This is a genomic window from Thioalkalivibrio sp. XN279 (assembly GCF_011089885.1).
In the GTDB taxonomy this organism is placed as follows: Bacteria; Pseudomonadota; Gammaproteobacteria; order Steroidobacterales; family XN24; genus XN24.
The window spans coordinates 73,953-89,316 of the sequence record NZ_JAANBD010000025.1 but is presented as its reverse complement, the minus strand read 5'-3'; the positions used below and the strand labels follow the sequence as shown (position 1 = coordinate 89,316).

At 68.7% G+C, this 15,364-nt stretch carries 17 protein-coding genes and 1 tRNA gene; 2 read left to right on the top strand and 16 right to left on the bottom strand.

Translation table 11 applies throughout. The features are described from left to right. Position 1: 1 nt before the first annotated feature. Positions 2–1,771: an N-acetylglutaminylglutamine amidotransferase gene (locus tag G8346_RS05235; RefSeq protein ID WP_166048916.1), complete on the bottom strand. Its 1,770-nt coding sequence runs from the start codon at positions 1,769–1,771 to the stop codon at positions 2–4. A 257-nt stretch (positions 1,772–2,028) separates the two neighbouring features. Here G8346_RS05235 and G8346_RS05230 point away from each other — a divergent pair, with 257 nt between their 5' ends. Then, entirely contained in the window at positions 2,029–2,850 is an 822-nt protein-coding gene (locus G8346_RS05230) for a crotonase/enoyl-CoA hydratase family protein (protein ID WP_166048913.1), read from the top strand. An 18-nt stretch (positions 2,851–2,868) separates the two neighbouring features. Here G8346_RS05230 and G8346_RS05225 read toward each other — a convergent pair. The 15 genes from G8346_RS05225 to G8346_RS05155 form a co-directional block, all read right to left on the bottom strand. Continuing rightward, a tRNA-Lys gene (locus G8346_RS05225) sits at positions 2,869–2,944 on the bottom strand. Between the two features lie 52 nt (positions 2,945–2,996). Continuing rightward, the gene (gene queC / locus G8346_RS05220; RefSeq protein WP_166048911.1) at positions 2,997–3,698 is read right to left on the bottom strand and encodes a 7-cyano-7-deazaguanine synthase QueC; all 702 of its coding nucleotides are present in this window, start codon (positions 3,696–3,698) and stop codon (positions 2,997–2,999) included. Further along, the gene (gene queE / locus G8346_RS05215) at positions 3,682–4,356 is read right to left on the bottom strand and encodes a 7-carboxy-7-deazaguanine synthase QueE (protein WP_166048909.1); all 675 of its coding nucleotides are present in this window, start codon (positions 4,354–4,356) and stop codon (positions 3,682–3,684) included. Before queE ends, queC begins: the two co-directional genes overlap by 17 nt. Positions 4,357–4,362: 6 nt before the next feature. Continuing rightward, positions 4,363–5,178 (bottom strand): tol-pal system protein YbgF, encoded by an 816-nt coding sequence (gene ybgF / locus G8346_RS05210; protein ID WP_166048907.1) that lies wholly within the window; start codon positions 5,176–5,178, stop codon positions 4,363–4,365. After that, entirely contained in the window at positions 5,175–5,717 is a 543-nt protein-coding gene (gene pal, locus G8346_RS05205; RefSeq protein ID WP_166048905.1) for a peptidoglycan-associated lipoprotein Pal, read from the bottom strand. The genes ybgF and pal overlap by 4 nt, the downstream gene beginning before the upstream one ends. 74 nt (positions 5,718–5,791) lie before the next feature. Next, positions 5,792–7,087: a Tol-Pal system beta propeller repeat protein TolB gene (gene tolB / locus G8346_RS05200; protein WP_166048903.1), complete on the bottom strand. Its 1,296-nt coding sequence runs from the start codon at positions 7,085–7,087 to the stop codon at positions 5,792–5,794. Between the two features lie 8 nt (positions 7,088–7,095). After that, the gene (gene tolA / locus G8346_RS05195; RefSeq protein WP_166048901.1) at positions 7,096–8,022 is read right to left on the bottom strand and encodes a cell envelope integrity protein TolA; all 927 of its coding nucleotides are present in this window, start codon (positions 8,020–8,022) and stop codon (positions 7,096–7,098) included. Between the two features lie 3 nt (positions 8,023–8,025). After that, positions 8,026–8,475: an ExbD/TolR family protein gene (locus G8346_RS05190; protein WP_166048899.1), complete on the bottom strand. Its 450-nt coding sequence runs from the start codon at positions 8,473–8,475 to the stop codon at positions 8,026–8,028. A gap of 2 nt (positions 8,476–8,477) precedes the next feature. Further along, positions 8,478–9,164, bottom strand: a complete 687-nt coding sequence (gene tolQ, locus G8346_RS05185; protein WP_166048897.1) for a protein TolQ — start codon at positions 9,162–9,164, stop codon at positions 8,478–8,480. A 7-nt stretch (positions 9,165–9,171) separates the two neighbouring features. Beyond that, entirely contained in the window at positions 9,172–9,588 is a 417-nt protein-coding gene (gene ybgC, locus G8346_RS05180; protein WP_304940779.1) for a tol-pal system-associated acyl-CoA thioesterase, read from the bottom strand. Beyond that, the gene (gene ruvB / locus G8346_RS05175; protein ID WP_166048895.1) at positions 9,585–10,655 is read right to left on the bottom strand and encodes a Holliday junction branch migration DNA helicase RuvB; all 1,071 of its coding nucleotides are present in this window, start codon (positions 10,653–10,655) and stop codon (positions 9,585–9,587) included. Before ruvB ends, ybgC begins: the two co-directional genes overlap by 4 nt. A gap of 4 nt (positions 10,656–10,659) precedes the next feature. Further along, positions 10,660–11,250 carry a Holliday junction branch migration protein RuvA gene (gene ruvA, locus G8346_RS05170; protein ID WP_166048893.1) on the bottom strand — a complete coding sequence of 197 codons (591 nt, stop codon included), beginning with the start codon at positions 11,248–11,250 and terminating at the stop codon, positions 10,660–10,662. Beyond that, on the bottom strand, positions 11,247–11,765 hold the full coding sequence (gene ruvC / locus G8346_RS05165) for a crossover junction endodeoxyribonuclease RuvC (RefSeq protein WP_166048891.1): 519 nt from the start codon (positions 11,763–11,765) through the stop codon (positions 11,247–11,249). The genes ruvA and ruvC overlap by 4 nt, the downstream gene beginning before the upstream one ends. A gap of 21 nt (positions 11,766–11,786) precedes the next feature. After that, positions 11,787–12,530, bottom strand: a complete 744-nt coding sequence (locus tag G8346_RS05160) for a YebC/PmpR family DNA-binding transcriptional regulator (protein ID WP_166048889.1) — start codon at positions 12,528–12,530, stop codon at positions 11,787–11,789. A 69-nt stretch (positions 12,531–12,599) separates the two neighbouring features. Next, on the bottom strand, positions 12,600–13,160 hold the full coding sequence (locus G8346_RS05155) for a YfaZ family outer membrane protein (protein ID WP_166048887.1): 561 nt from the start codon (positions 13,158–13,160) through the stop codon (positions 12,600–12,602). Positions 13,161–13,234: 74 nt separating this feature from the next. Between G8346_RS05155 and G8346_RS05150 the strand changes: the two genes are divergently transcribed. Then, a complete protein-coding gene (locus G8346_RS05150) occupies positions 13,235–15,361 on the top strand; it encodes a bifunctional (p)ppGpp synthetase/guanosine-3',5'-bis(diphosphate) 3'-pyrophosphohydrolase (RefSeq protein WP_166048885.1) in 2,127 nt (708 codons plus the stop codon). The last annotated feature ends 3 nt before the right edge of the window (positions 15,362–15,364 follow it).

The following is a 15,364-nucleotide window of genomic DNA, read 5'->3' as shown; positions in this document are numbered from 1 at the left end:
CTCAGATCCCGTGTGTCTGCATCCACAGTTCGAACACCGCCAGCTGCCAGAGCTTGGAGCCGCGCAGCGGCGTCAGGTGCTCCTCGGGCGCCTGCAGCAGGCGCTCGACGTAGGCGGGGTTGAAGACGCCGCGCTCTCGTGCGGCGCGCCCGGTCAGGGCGTCGCGCACCATCTCCAGGCTCTCGCCACGCAGGTACTTCAGTGCCGGCACCGGGAAGTAGCCCTTGGGACGGTCGATCACGCCGTCCGGGATCACTCGCCGCGCGGCTTCTTTCAGCACGCCCTTGCCCTCCTGCGCCAGCTTCAGCGGCGCGGGACAACGCGCGGCGAGCTCCACCACCTCGTGGTCCAGGAACGGCGTCCGCGCCTCCAGGCCCCAGGCCATGGTCATGTTGTCGACCCGCTTCACGGGGTCGTCCACCAGCATGACGTTGGTGTCGATGTGCAAGGCCTTGTCCACCGGCGCCGTCGCCGCCGCCGAGTCGAACCAGTCCGCCACGAATTCGCGGCTGAAGTCGCGCTCCACGAGGTCCGGATGCACGGCTTCGGCAAACTCGGCATGGTCGCGGTCGAAGAACACCCGGGCGTAGTCCGCCACCGGGTCACGGCTCTCGAGCAGCGGCGGATACCAGTGGTAACCGCCGAAGACCTCGTCGGCGCCCTGCCCGCTCTGCACCACCTTGACGTGCTTGGAGACCTCGCGCGACAGCAGGTAGAAGCCGATGTTGTCGTGGCTCACCATGGGCTCCGCCATGGCGGAGAAACAGCCCGGCAGGTGCTTGAGCAGCGTACTGGAGTCGATGAACACCTGGTGGTGCTCGGTGCCGAAGGTCTGGGCGACGAGGTCCGAGTAGCGAAACTCGTTGCCCTCTTCCTTGCCGACGTCCTCGAACCCGACCGTGAAGGTGTTCAGGTGCGGTACGCCCTCGCGCGCCAGCAGCCCGGTGATAAGGCTGGAATCGAGCCCGCCCGACAGCAGCACGCCCACCGGCACATCGCCGGTGAGGCGACGACGCACGGCCTGGCGCATGGACTCCAGCACCGCATCTTCCCATTCCTCCGCGCCCTGCGGATCGCCCTCCCGGGCGCCGAACTCCAGCGACCAGTAGCGCTCTTCGCGGATGGTGCCGTCGGTCTCGATACGCATGCGGCAGCCCGGGGCCAGCTTGCGGATCGACTGCAGCAGCGTGCGCGGCGCCGGCACCACGGAATGGAAGCTCATGTAGTGATGCAGTGCGACCGGATCGAGCGCCTTGCTCGCCAGGCCGTCGCGCAGCAGCGCCGGCAAGGCCGAGGCGAAGCGGAACACGCCGGCCTCGTGGCTGTAATACAGCGGCTTGATGCCGAGACGATCGCGCGCCAGGAACAGCCGCCCGCTGTCGTGCTCGCGCAGGCAGAAGGCGAACATGCCCTTGAACTCCTCGACGCAACGCTCGCCCCAGGCGTGGTAGGCCTTGAGAATCACTTCGGTGTCGCTGCGGGAGAAAAAGCGGTAACCCTTGCCGGAGAGGCGACGGCGCAACTCGTCGTGGTTGTAGATGCAGCCGTTGAAGACGATCGTCAGGCCGAGCTCCTGGTCGCGCATCGGCTGTGCACCGCGCTCCGACAGGTCGACGATCGCGAGGCGCCGGTGGCCCAGGGCGACCGGCCCCTGTGCCACCAGCCCGTCGTCGTCGGGCCCGCGCGCGCTCATCAGGTCAAGCATCCGTTGCACGCGCCCGGTGTCGGCCGCAGCGCCGTCGAAGCGAATCTCGCCGGCGATTCCACACATGAAAAAACTCCTTGCGACCCTGGCGTTCGGCACCGGGGCCTGTATTGTCTTAGTGCGAGTGATTGACGTCCGCGCTGTACCTGTCGCCCAGGGCAACGGCGGCGGCGAAACCCCCGGTGATCCGGGCAAGCCTGCGGTCTGGTCCGGCACGCATCATCGGCTAGGCGCCGCGCGAGCAGCGGTCTCCAGGTCGTCACGTCGAGTCAAGGCAGGGTAACATGTCGCGCAGTCCCATTTCAAATCAATAGCTTACGAACATGTCCGAGCCCATCGACCAGACCTCGCCACGGACCGTCGAAAGCACCCGCCAGGGGCACGTCACCGTGATCTCGCTTGCCCGGCCGGGCGTGCGCAACGCCGTAGACCCGGCTACCGCCTTGCAGCTCTACCACGCGATGCTGGCTTTCGAAGCCGATGCCGACGCCGCGGTCGCCGTGCTGACCGGGAGCGGCGACAGCTTTTGTGCCGGCTTCGACCTCAAGACCCTGGCCGCCGGGCAGGCCGATGCCTGGCTGGCGCAATTGCATTTCGGCGAGCGCGGCGAGCCGCCCCTCGGCCCGATGGGACCGACGCGATTGCGCTTGAGCAAGCCGGTGATCGCGGCGATCGCCGGACCCGCGGTCGCCGGCGGCATGGAACTGGCGTTGTGGTGCGACCTGCGGGTGATGGAGCGCAGCGCCTGGATGGGCGTGCTGTGCCGGCGCTGGGGCGTACCGCTGATCGACGGCGGCACTGTCCGGCTGCCGCGCATCGTCGGCCTGGGCCGCGCCCTGGACCTGGTGCTCAGCGGGCGGCGGATCGATGCCGAGGAATGCCTCGCCATCGGCCTGTGCGACCGCGTCGTCGAACACGGCGCCGCGCTTTCTGCCGCCCTCGCGCTTGCCGCTGCGCTGGCTGAGGCGCCACAGGCCTGCCTGCGCAGCGACCGCGACGCCCTGCGCTACGGGGTGTTTCCCGACGAGATGGCGGCGCTGCAGGCCGAGTTTGCCGCCGGGCTGGACGCCCTGCGCACTGAAGCCCGTGACGGTGCAGCGGCTTTCAGCGCCGGCCAGGGACGCCACGGCGCACCGCCGCGATAGGCTGCGTGCAGGAGTGAATGGTGGGCCGCCTGGGACTCGAACCCAGAACCAACGGGTTAAAAGCCCGCTGCTCTACCGATTGAGCTAACGGCCCTTACGGGCGGGACACGCGCGGGCAGGTCCCGCGGGCGCGACAGTTTAGCCCATCACTCCGGGCTGCGGTATCGGGTCGGGTCGGGCACGCCGGCCGCCGCGAAGCCCTCGCGACGCAGGCGACACGCATCGCAGCGGCCGCAGGCGGTCCCGTCCGCGTCGGCCTGGTAGCAGGATACGGTGAGCGCATAGTCCACGCCGAGTGCGACGCCCCAACGAATGATGTCCGCCTTGCTGAGCTCGATCAGCGGCGCCTGGATGCACAGCGGCCTGCCCTCCACCGCGCGACGCGTCGCCAGCGCGGCCACGCGCGTAAAGGCCGCGATGAACTCGGGGCGGCAATCCGGATATCCGGAATAGTCCACGGCGTTCACGCCGATGTGCAGTTCGTCGGCCTCCAGCACCTCGGCGAGGCCCATCCCGAGAGCCAGGAAAACGCTGTTGCGCGCCGGCACGTAGGTCACCGGGATGCCCGCGGACGGCGCCTCGGGAACCGCGATATCCGGATCGGTCAGCGCCGAGCCGCCGACCGTGCCCAGGTCGATGCCGATGACGCGGTGCGAAGCCGCCCCCAGGGCGGTGGAGATGCGCGCTGCCGCGACCAGCTCCGCGTCGTGGCGCTGGCCGTAACGGAAGCTCAGCGTGTGGCACTCGAGTCCCGCGTGCACCGCGGCGGCGAGGACGGTGGCCGAGTCCAGGCCGCCGGACAGCAGCACGACCGCACGTGCGGCCGACGTATCACCGTCCCGGGACATCGCCCCACAGGACCTTGTGCAGCTGCAACTGGAAACGGACCGGGAGCCGGTCCGCAAGGATCCACTCCGCCAGCGCTGCCGGCGCCACCCGGCCCCAGCACGGCGAGAACAGCACCTCGCAGCGCGTCGCCAGGCCGTGTTCACTGACGAACTGCCGCGCCCAATCGTAATCGGCGCGGTCGCAGACGACGAACTTGGCGCAGTCCTGGCGGCGCAACGCGTCCAGGTTGGTGGGAAGGTTGCGGGCGGATTCTCCCGAGGCCGGCGTCTTGACGTCCATCACGCGCTGCGCACGCGGATCCAGGCCGCCGATATCCAGCGCGCCGCTGGTTTCCACCGACACGGCGTATCCGGCGTCGCACAGGCGCGTCACCAGGTCGAGGCAGGCGCGCTGCGCCAGCGGCTCACCGCCGGTGACGCAGACGTGGCGCACGCCGTGGCCGGCGACACGGGCCAGTATCTCGTCCAGTGACAGCCGCTCGCCGCCGTGGAATGCGTAGGCCGTGTCGCAATAAGTGCAGCGCAGGGGACAACCGGTCAGGCGCACGAACACCGTCGGCCAGCCGACGCTGCTCGCCTCGCCCTGCACCGAAAGGAATATCTCGGTGATCCGCAGCGCCGCCTCGGCGCGCACGGCCTCCTCGCTCGCCGCGCTCATCTGCCGTTAACGCTGCTCGGAGCGGATGCGTTCGAGCCGCTGCGTCGCCAGCCGCGCCGCCGTCGAGTCGGGATATTGTTCCATCACGGCCTGTAGCGTTGCCTGCGCCTCGTCGAAGCGCTGCAACTCGTACTCGCAGAAGCCCGCCTTCAAGAGTGCATCCGGCGCCTTGCGCGAGTTCGGATGCTTCTCGAGCACCTGGCGGAAGGTGGCAAGGGCCGTCTCGAAGTCCCGGTTGACGTAATGGGTCTCGGCCAGCCAGTACAAGCCGTTATCGACCAGGTCGCTGTCGGGGAAATCCGCCAGGAACTGGCGGAACGCCTCCTCGGCCTGGGCATAACGTCCCTGGCGCAGCAGCTCCAGCGCCGCCTGGTAGGCGGCCTGGCCGTTGCCGGCCGACACGTTTCCGGCCGACCCGTTCGCGGCCGGCGCCGGCGTCACCGGCACAGGCACGGCCAACGCACCGCCCCCCGGCAGCCCCTCGACTGCGTCTTCAGGCTGCCCCCCGCGCGTACGGCGTTCCAGCGACTGCAGGCGCTGGTCGAGGTCGAGGTACTGGTCGCGCTGCCGCGTGGCGGCATTCTCCGCCTCGTACTGCAGCGCCTCGGAAGCGCCGCGCAGGCCACGCACTTCCTCGCGCAGCACCTCGAGCTCGGTGGCGATCTGCAACAGGCTCTCGTTGCGTACCACGCGCTCGATCGCGCCGACGCGACGGTCGAGTTCCTCGAGCTTGATCAGCACGGGATCTTCCTCGGGGGGCAGCAGGCAGCCGCCAAGCAAGGCGGCACTTGCCAGTACCAGCCAGGTCTTGCGCATGTTCATTGCGGGTACACGATCTCGACGCGGCGGTTCATGGCCCAGGCCTCCTCGTCGCTCCCCGTCACGGCCGGCTGCTCTTCACCGTAGCTCACCGTGGTCAGCTGCGCGGCGGGCACGCCCTGGAGCATGAGCGCACGGCGCACCGCCTGTGCACGGCGCTCACCCAGGCCGATGTTGTACTCGCGTGAACCGCGCTCGTCGGTGTGTCCCTCGAGGCGGACCGTCAGGGCGGGATTGCCCACCAGCTCGTCGGCGTGCGCCGCCAGCGTCTCGGTGTACTCGGCGCGGATCGCGGCGGAGTCGAAGTCGAAATAAATGATGGACCGGCCCAACAGCGCCTCGGCGCCTTCCCCGGCGCCGAAGCCGCCTTCCACCGGGCGGCCATTGACGTAGCTGCCGTCGTCGGGCAACGGCTGGGTGACGAAGCCGTCCTCCGGCTCCACGGCGGAGCCGGAAACCGGTTCCTCGGGCTCGGTCGTCCGGGTGCAGGCGGCGAGCACGAGCGCGCTGGCGAGCACGATGAAAATCTTGCGCATGGACATGGCGTTTTGTTCCTCTTGGCCTTGCCGCGCCGCAGGTGGCGTGGCGATAAGTTGCACTATGTTAACTGTTCGCACTAGCGGGGGTAAGGCGACCACACCGGCTCGCGCACTTCTCCCTCGGTGGTCGCGATGCGCTGCTTCACGCGCCCGTCGGTGGATGTCGCCGCCAGCACGCCGCGGCCGCCATCACGCGTGGCGTAGATGACCATGCTGCCGTTGGGGGCGAAACTCGGCGACTCGTCCTGGCGCCCTTCGGACAACACCCGCAGCGAGCCGCGCGCCAGGTCGAACAGCGCGATACGGAAATTCCCCCGGTCGTTGTGCACCACGGCCAGCTGCGAGCCGTCCGGCGAAATGCGCGGCCGCGCGTTGTACACGCCTTCGAAGGTCACGCGTCGCGGGGTGTCGCCGTCCAGGCCCACGCGATACACCTGCGGCCGGCCGGCCCGGTCCGAAGTGAAATACAGGCTGCGGCCATCCGGTGCCCAGTCGGGCTCGGTGTCGATGGCGGGGTGTCGCGTGACCTGCTGCAGCCGGCCCGAGTCCAGCGAGAGCACGTGGATGTCGAGATTGCCGTCCACGCCGCCGAGGACGAGCGCAAGCTTGCGGCCGTCGGGCGACCATGCGGGGGCGGAGTTGATACCCGGCTGGCCCGACACCACCTCACGCCGCCCCGTGGCCACTTCCTGCACGAAAATGCGCGACACGCCCGACTCGAAGGACACGTAGGCGATGCGCCGGCCGTCCGGCGCCCACGCGGGGGACATGATCGGCTGGGATGACTCGGCGATCGCGGTTTGCCGGGCGCCGTCCGCATCCGCGAGCCACAGCCGGTAGCGATTCCGCTCGCCGGACTTGTCGACGGTGACGTAGGCGATGCGGGTCGAGAAAATGCCGGGCACGCCGGTGAGCCGCTCGAAGATCATGTCGGCGATGCGGTGCGCCGCGCCGCGCAGGTTCGCAGCCGCCGCCGTGAGGCTGAAAGCCATCAGGGGCTCGCCACGAAAGACGTCGAAAACCTGGAACTCCACCGCGTAGCGGTCGCCGTCCAGCGGGCTGACCTGCCCGATCACCAGGATGTCGGTCTTCAGCAGGCGCCAGTCATCCAGCCGCACGTCCTCGGCGCGCGTCGGCCGCGCCACCATGTCACGTCGGTCCATGGGTGCAAAACGCCCGCTCGAGGCCAGGTCGCTGTCGATCACCGCAGCCAGGTCGAGCGCCGGCCTGCCCTCTCCTGTGTAGCCGAACGGCACCACGGCGATGGGTACCGCCTCGCTCACGCCCTGGGTGATCTCGATGCGCAGCTCGGCCTGCGCCGCAGGCACGAGCAGGAAAAGGAAGGCGAACAGGGCGGCGATGCGTTGGCTCATGGGTCGGTTCAATCCTCGGGCTTGAATATGAAGACAATACTGCGCTCGAAAAGTGCGGGATCGGAAGGGCGAGGCAACGGCGAGGCCCGTTCCACTGCCGCCAGGATGGAGCGGCGCACGGCATCGTCGCCGTTGCAGCTTACGATTTCCGCGCTGACGACTTCCATGCCCGGGATCAGCCCGACGCGGACTTCGCATTGCAGCCCGGGACGAGCCGATGGCGGCCGGTTCCAGTTGCGCTGGACCTGGGACTGGATCGCGCCCAGCCAGGCACCATACTCCTGCGACGTGCGCAGGCGCATGATGCGTTGTTCCTCCTCGATCTGCGCCGCCAGCTGCCGCTGGCGCTCCTCCTGCGCACGTTTTTCTGCGGCCAGGCGCTCTGCTTCGCGCCGTGCCGCTGCCTCGGCCGCCTTGCGCGCCTCCTCGGCACGCCGGGCTTCCTCCGCCTTGCGCGCCTCTTCCTTGCGCCTGGCCTCCTCCGCCTTGCGCGCCTCCTCGGCACGCTTCGCTTCCTCGGCCTTGCGCGCCGCCTCGGCCTGGCGGGCTTCCTCGACCTTGCGCGCTTCCTCTGCCTTGCGAGCCGCTTCCGCAGCCCGCTGCGCCTCGGCCTGGCGTTCGGCTTCGGCGCGCGCCTGCTGTTCGGCGGCCTCGCGCTCGCGCTGGATGCGCAGCTGCTCGAGGCGGCGCGCTTCCTCCGCCTCGCGCTGGCGGCGCAGCTCCGCCTGCCGGTCGGCCTCGCGTTGCTGCTCCACCGCGCGCAGGTCGGCCTCGCTGACCGCCACGGCCTGCACCGGCGGGCGCTCCACCGGCGGGGCGCCGACCTGGGTCACCGGCAGGCCGGGCAGGCCCAGCACCAGCACGGCGATCAGCGCCGCGTGCATCAAGCCCGCCAGCACCAGGGCCCGCGCGTGCTGCTGCAGGAAATCGAGCACGGCCTAGCGGCCTCCCGGAATGTTCAGTTCCTCGGGATCGGTCACCATGCCGATCTGTCCGGCGCCCGCGTCCTGCAATACCCGCATGGCGAGTGCGACGTCGCCGTAGCTGGCACGCGCGTCGGCGCGGACGAGCACCGGCCTGTCCGGTCCCCGGCTGAGCAACGCCCTGGCCTGCTCGGTCGCGTCTTCCACGCTGACGGGCGCAGTGCGCTCGCCGAAATTCAGGTAGAGGTTGCCCGCGGCATCGACCGAGAGCACCAGCGCCTCCTCGTCGAGGTAGTCCGCAGGATCCAGCGGCTGTGCGCCCACCTTGGGCAGTTCCACCTCGATGCCCTGCGTCAACAACGGGGCCGTCACCATGAAGATGATCAATAGCACCAGCATCACGTCGATGTACGGCACGACGTTGATCTCGCCCATGAGCCGGCGGCCGCGGCGACCGGGAGGCATGCTCAGGCCTCCGCCGCGCGCCGCGCGTGCCGCTGCAGGATGGTGGAGAACTCCTCCATGAAGGTGTCGTAGCGGCTTTCCAGGCGCGTCACGGTGTCGGCGTAGCGGTTATAGGCGATGACGGCCGGGATGGCCGCAAACAAGCCCATGGCCGTGGCGATGAGCGCTTCGGCGATGCCCGGCGCGACCATGGCCAGCGTGGCCTGCTGCACGTTACCCAGCGCGATGAAGGCGTTCATGATGCCCCACACGGTGCCGAACAGCCCGACGTAGGGACTGGTCGAGCCCACCGTGGCAAGAAAGGCCAGGTTCTGCTCCAGCCGGTCCGCCTCGCGCATCTGCGACACCAGCATGGCGCGCCGCGCCCCTTCCACCACCTGGCTGGCCTGCAGGTCCTCCTGCTTGCGCAACCGGCTGAACTCGCGAAAGCCGGCCTCGAAGATGCCCGCCATGCCGGTGGAGGCGCTCTCGCGTGCCGAGATGCGGCGATACAGGCCGTTGAGGTCGCCGCCGGACCAGAACTCCTTTTCGAAACCCTCGGCCTGCGAGCGGGCGCTGTTCAGGACCCGGTTCTTCTGGATGATCACCGCCCATGAGGCCACCGATGCGAGCAGCAGCAGCGCCATCACCAGCTGCACCACCAGGCTGGCTTCCAGGATGAGTCTCAGGATGGATAGGTCGTGTTGCATGCTGGCTCTACTCCTGGAAAAGATGCGGCGGGAGCGGCGCAGGTCGCATGTCCTGCGCGCGCAGGCACGCTGCTGTGACTTCCGCCGTGCACAACAGTTCCCCATCGGCCGTGTCGCGCCTGATGGACTGGCTGAAACTCATGCTGGCGCGGCGCATGCGCTCGAGCGCCACGGATACGACCAGCTCGTCCTCGAAGCGCGCCGGCCTGAGGTAACGGATGTTGACGGCCGTGATGGCGAACAGCAGGCCCGCCTCCGCCAGCAGGGCGGACTGGGACACGCCGAGGTGGCGCAGCCATTCGCTGCGGGCGCGCTCCAGGTACTTGAGGTAATTGGCGTAGTACACCACCCCGCCGAGGTCGGTGTCCTCGTAATACACGCGCACACGCCAGGCGAAGGGCGCCGCCAGCCGCGCGTCCATCATTCCGAACCCGGCGACGCCGACTCGCCCTGCTCGAACAGCGACAGGGTCTCGGGATCCAGCGCCCGCGAGGGGGCCGGGAGCCCGAAATGCAGGTAGGCCTGGCGCGTCGCCATGCGGCCGCGCGCCGTGCGCATCATCAGTCCCTGCTGGATGAGGAACGGCTCCAGCACGTCCTCGATGGTGCCGCGCTCCTCGCCGATCGCGGCGGCGAGGCTGTCGACCCCGACCGGCCCGCCGTCGAACTTCTCCATGATGGTCAGCAGCAGGCGCCGGTCCATCTGGTCGAAACCGCGCGGATCGACCTCGAGCATGTCCATGGCCGCCCGGGCCACGGCGGCGTCGATATGACCGCCGCCCTCGACCTGGGCGTAGTCCCGCACCCGGCGCAGGAGGCGGTTGGCGATGCGCGGCGTGCCGCGGGAGCGCCGCGCGATCTCGTGCGCGCCCTCAGGGTCCGCCGGCACGTCGAGGATCCCCGCCGAACGCGTCACGATGCGCGTCAGCTCCTGGTCGTCGTAGAACTCGAGCCGCTGCACGATGCCGAAGCGGTCCCTGAGCGGCGAGGTGAGTAGCCCGGCACGCGTGGTCGCACCCACCAGCGTGAAAGGCGGCAGGTCGATCTTGATCGAGCGCGCGCCCGGCCCCTCGCCGATGATGATGTCGAGCTGGAAATCTTCCATGGCCGGATAAAGGATTTCCTCGACCACGGGGCTGAGGCGGTGAATCTCGTCCACGAACAGCACGTCGCGCGGCTCGAGATTGGTCAGGATGGCCGCCAGGTCGCCGGCACGCTCCAGCACCGGGCCCGAGGTGTGGCGCAGGTGGACGCCGAGCTCGTTGGCCACGATATGCGCCAGCGTCGTCTTGCCCAGTCCGGGCGGACCGAAAATCAGCACGTGGTCCAGCGCTTCCTGGCGCTGCCGCGCGGCCTTGATGAAGATCTCCATCTGGCGGCGCACCGAGGACTGGCCGACATAGTCATCCAGCAGCCGCGGCCGAATGGCCCGGTCCAGCGCCTCGTCCTCGCTCCCCGCGGCCGCGGTCACCAGGCGATCGTGCTCGATCATGTGCTCACCTTGCTGCCGCCTGCAGCGCCGCGCGGATCATGGCCTCGGTCGAGTCCGCCTTGTCTTCCACCAGCTTCAGCAGGCGCTGCGCCTCGGCGGGGCGGTAACCGAGCGCCACCAGGGCGCCGAAAGCCTCGTCGGACGGCGAGCCGGTGGCGCCGGTCGAGATCGACTGCGCCACGCCGGCGCCGGTCTGCTTCAACCGGTCGCGCATCTCCACGATGAGACGCTCGGCGGTCTTGCGCCCCACCCCCGGGATCTTCGTCAGCGAGACCGCGTCCTCGGCCTGCACGCAGCGCGCGAAGGCCTCCACGCTGATGCCCGAGAGGATGGCGAGCGCAGTCCGCGCGCCCACGCCGCCGACCTTGATCAGGTTGCGAAACAGCTGCCGCTCCTGCTCCGTGGCGAAGCCGTAGAGCACGTGCGCGTCCTCGCGCACCAGCAGGTGGGTGAGCAGGTGCACGGGCTCGCCCGTCTCGGGCAACTGGTAAAAGGTGGACATGGGGGCATCGATCTCGTAGCCCACGCCGCCGACATCCACCAGCAGTTGCGGCGGATGCTTTGCTGCCAGGACGCCCTTGAGAAAACCGATCATGCGCGCCCTCCTGCCGTGAGCTGGGCCCTCAGGGCACGGCCACCGCGCAACTGGGCGTGGCAGATCGCCACGGCCAGCGCATCCGCCGCATCGGCCGCCAATGGCCCTTCCAGGGCGAGCAAGCGGCGCACCATGTGCGCGACCTGCGACTTCTCGGCGCCGCCGCTGCCGGTGACCGCCTGCTTCACTTCGCGGGCGGCATACTCGTGCACCGGGACGGGCCGGGTAAAAGTGCCGCACAGTGCCGCCGCGCGCGCGTGGCCCAGCTTCAGGGCACTGTCCGCGTTGCGGTGCATGAACACCCGCTCGATACAGATTTCGTCCGGGGCGTACTGTTCCACCAGGCGTGCAGCGCCCTCGAAGATGATGCGCAGTCGCGCGGCCATTTCGCCGCCGCCGGTACGGATGCAGCCGCTGGCCCGGTAGGCCAGCGTCGTCCCCCGGGCGGTGATGACGCCAAAGCCGGTCACCTGCGAACCGGGGTCGATGCCGAGGATGGTCAGTGACGCCGTCATCCGCCTCCGCCCGGGCCCCGTTCAGGCGCCCGCGAGCACTTCATCCGAAAGTTCTGCGTTGCTGTATACATCCTGCACGTCGTCCAGGTCTTCGAGCATCTCCAGCAGCTTGAGCACCTGGTCGGCATCGTCCCCATCCACCTCCACGCCGGTGGCGGCCCGCATGGTCACCTCGGCCTCTTCCGGCTCGAGCCCCGCAGCCACGAGCGCGTCGCGCACCTGCTCGAAATCGGACGGCGCCGCAAGCACGTCGAAGGAGCCGTCCTCGTTCGCCACCACATCCTCGGCGCCGGCCTCGAGCGCGGCGTTGAGCAGGCTTTCTTCGTGCGTGCCGGAGGGGTAACTGAGCACCCCGCAATGCTGGAAGAGATACGAGACGCTGCCGTCCGCGCCGAGGTTGCCGCCGCACTTGGTAAAGGCATGCCGCACCTCGCCGACGGTACGGTTGCGGTTGTCCGTCAGGCATTCCACCAGCACGGCGACGCCACCCGGCGCATAGCCCTCGTAGCGCACTTCCTGGTAATCCGCGCCGCCGTCTTCGCCTGCGCCGCGCTTCCAGGCACGCTCGATGGTGTCCTTGGGCACGCTCGCCGCCTTGGCCTTGTCGATGGCCAGGCGCAGGCGGGGATTCATGCCGGGATCCGGGTCACCGGCGCGCGCCGCGCTGGTGATCTCGCGAATCAGCTTGGTGAAGATCTTGCCGCGCTTCTTGTCCTGGGCGTCCTTGCGGTGCTTGATGTTCGCCCATTTACTGTGGCCAGCCATGGAGTTCCTGCAGGGTGAGTGAAATCGGGATTTTACCCTGTTCGAATGTCGTTCCGGAGGGCGGGCGGATCAGAACTTGAGCCGCAGGCCGACGTGCGCCCCGGTGTCGAAGGTCACTTCCGGGCTGTCTTCGAAGTCCGCCTTGATGCCGCGCACGCCGAGGTACACCTGCCCGGCGCGAAACACGTCGTACGCCGCCCAGGCATTGTATTCCCAGTACTTGCGCACGTCGCTGAAAGAAAGCACGTCCGGCGAGTAGTACATGCTGCCGCCCACGCTGAAACGGTCGTACCCCGGGATGCGGTAATTCATGAAGCCGCCCAGCGGCAGCGCGGTGCCCGAATCTCGCGCGCCGACGTCTGCGTCGATGCGGAACAGCCGGGCGCCCAGGCCAGCGCGCAGCGGATTGGGGCCACCGGTTGCGGCGCCAGTGGCATGGATGCCCACGCCGAAGACGTCGCCGCGGTCGTCATGGTGGTAGATACTTGCATCGAACACGATATCGCGGCGCAACTGGAGCTCCCCCGTGACCCGCACCGCCTTATCGTTTACGTTGAGATCGATCCCGTTCGCCGCAGCAGCGACGGTGGAAAAAGCGAGAATCGGCAACAGGGCCAGCCAGCGCGCCATGATAAGACCTCCAAATCGACTTTAAGAAAGAACTGTTAGGTTCGGTATTATAAACGGAATTTTTTCACACCTACATGCAGACCGACGCCCTGGATAACAGTTCCCCGGAATCCGTCCTTGCGGCCGCGACCGTCCAGGCCCGCGACCTTGCCGCCGCTGGCCATGAATCGGCTGCGGGCCGCGGGCTCGCGATTGCCGCCCTGCTCGAGGAAATCCGGGCGGAGCCGGAAATTCGCGCCGCAGCCGTACTCTACCCGCTGGTCGCCGCCGGAGCGATCACCGGCGAGGCGCTCGCCAGGCGATACGGGCCCGAGATGCGGCGACGGATCGATGAACTGCAGCGCCTCGGCTCTTTCGGCCTGCCCGAGAACTGGAGTTCCGGCACACCCCTCCCCGGCCCGCAGGCGGAGACCCTGCGCAAGATGCTGCTGGCCATCGTGGCGGACGTCCGCCTGGTGCTGGTGCGCCTGGCGGACCAGCTCGACCGCCTGCAGCACGCCCGGGACGTTGAGCCGGAGTCGCGTGAGCGCATCGCGATGGAGACGCGCGAAATCTTCGCCCCGCTGGCGAACCGTCTCGGCATCTGGCATTTCAAGTGGCAGATGGAGGACCTGGCTTTCCGCTACCTGGAGCCGGCAACCTATCGCGGCATCGCCCAGTACCTGAAGCAGACGCGCGAGGGGCGCGAAGCCCGCATCGAGGAGGTGCTGCGCATCCTGCGCGCCGAGCTGGCCAAGGCCGGTATCCGCGGCGAAATCGACGGCCGTCCGAAGCATATCTACAGCATCTGGCGCAAGATGCAGCGCAAGCACGTGGGCATCGAGCAGGTGTTCGACATCAGCGCCGTGCGCGTGCTGGTCGACACCATCCCCGAGTGTTATGCAGTGCTCGGCCAGGTGCACAGCCTGTGGCCTTACATCGCCGGGGAGTTCGACGATTACATCGCCAACCCCAAGGGCAATTTCTACCGCTCGCTGCACACCGCCGTGCTCGGCCCGGGACAGGAACCGCTGGAAGTGCAGATCCGCACCCGGGAAATGCACGAGCATGCCGAGCTCGGCGTCGCTGCCCACTGGCGCTACAAGGAAGGCGGCCGCGGCGACCCGGCCTTCGAGCAGAAAATCAACTGGCTGCGCCAGCTGCTCGCGCCCGGAGAAGAAGGCGAAGCCGATCGCGACCTGCTGGAACAGCTGCGTACCGAGATCTTCGAGGACCGCGTCTACGCCTTCACGCCTGCAGGCGACGTGGTGGACATGCCGGCCGGGGCCACGCCGCTGGATTTCGCCTACCAGGTGCACACGAACATCGGGCACCACTGTCGCGGCGCGCGCGTGAACGGCCGCATGGTGCAGCTGACGCACCAGCTGAAGAACGGCGACAAGGTGGAGATCCTCACCGCCAAGAACGCCCGCCCCAGCCGCGACTGGCTGCTGCCGCAGGCCGGTTACCTGGCCTCGCCGCGCAGCCGCAGCAAGGTTCGCTCGTGGTTCCGCCAGCAGGACCAGGACCAGAACCGCCGCTCCGGGAAGCAGACCCTGGAAAAGGAACTCGCCCGGCTGGGACTCGAGGCCGACCTCGATCACGTCGCGGCGCGCTTCGGGCTGCACGGCGAGGAACAGCTCTGGCTGGCCGTGGGTGCCGGTGACCTCACGCTGCCGGCCGTGATCGCCGCCTGCGAACGCGAGGCCCCGGCGGCGCAACCGGCAGTCACCGAGGAAGTCCAGGTCAAGGCACGCCGGCCCGCCTACACCGAGGCCGCCGTATCCATCTCGGGTGTCGGCGACCTCATGACCAATTTCGCGCGCTGTTGCCGTCCCTTGCCGCCGGAACCGATTGCCGGCTACATCACCCAGGGCCGCGGCGTGTCCATCCACCGCGCCAACTGCAAGAACCTGCTGCGCTTGCAGGCGGAGCATCCGGAGCGGCTCATGTCGGTGGACTGGGGACGGCGCGAGCACGCCAGCTACCCGGTGGAAATCGAGGTCCAGGCGTGGGATCGCACCGGGCTCATACGCGACATCTCGGCGCTGCTCGCCGACGAAAAGATCGACATCAACGCCATGACCACGCGCACCGAGCGCTCGATCCACCAGGCCACGATCGACATCACCGCCGGCATCGGCAGCCTCGAGCACCTGAGCCGGTTGTTGCACCGGATCGGGCGCCTGCCGAACGTGACTTCGGTGCGGCGGAAAGCCTGAGTC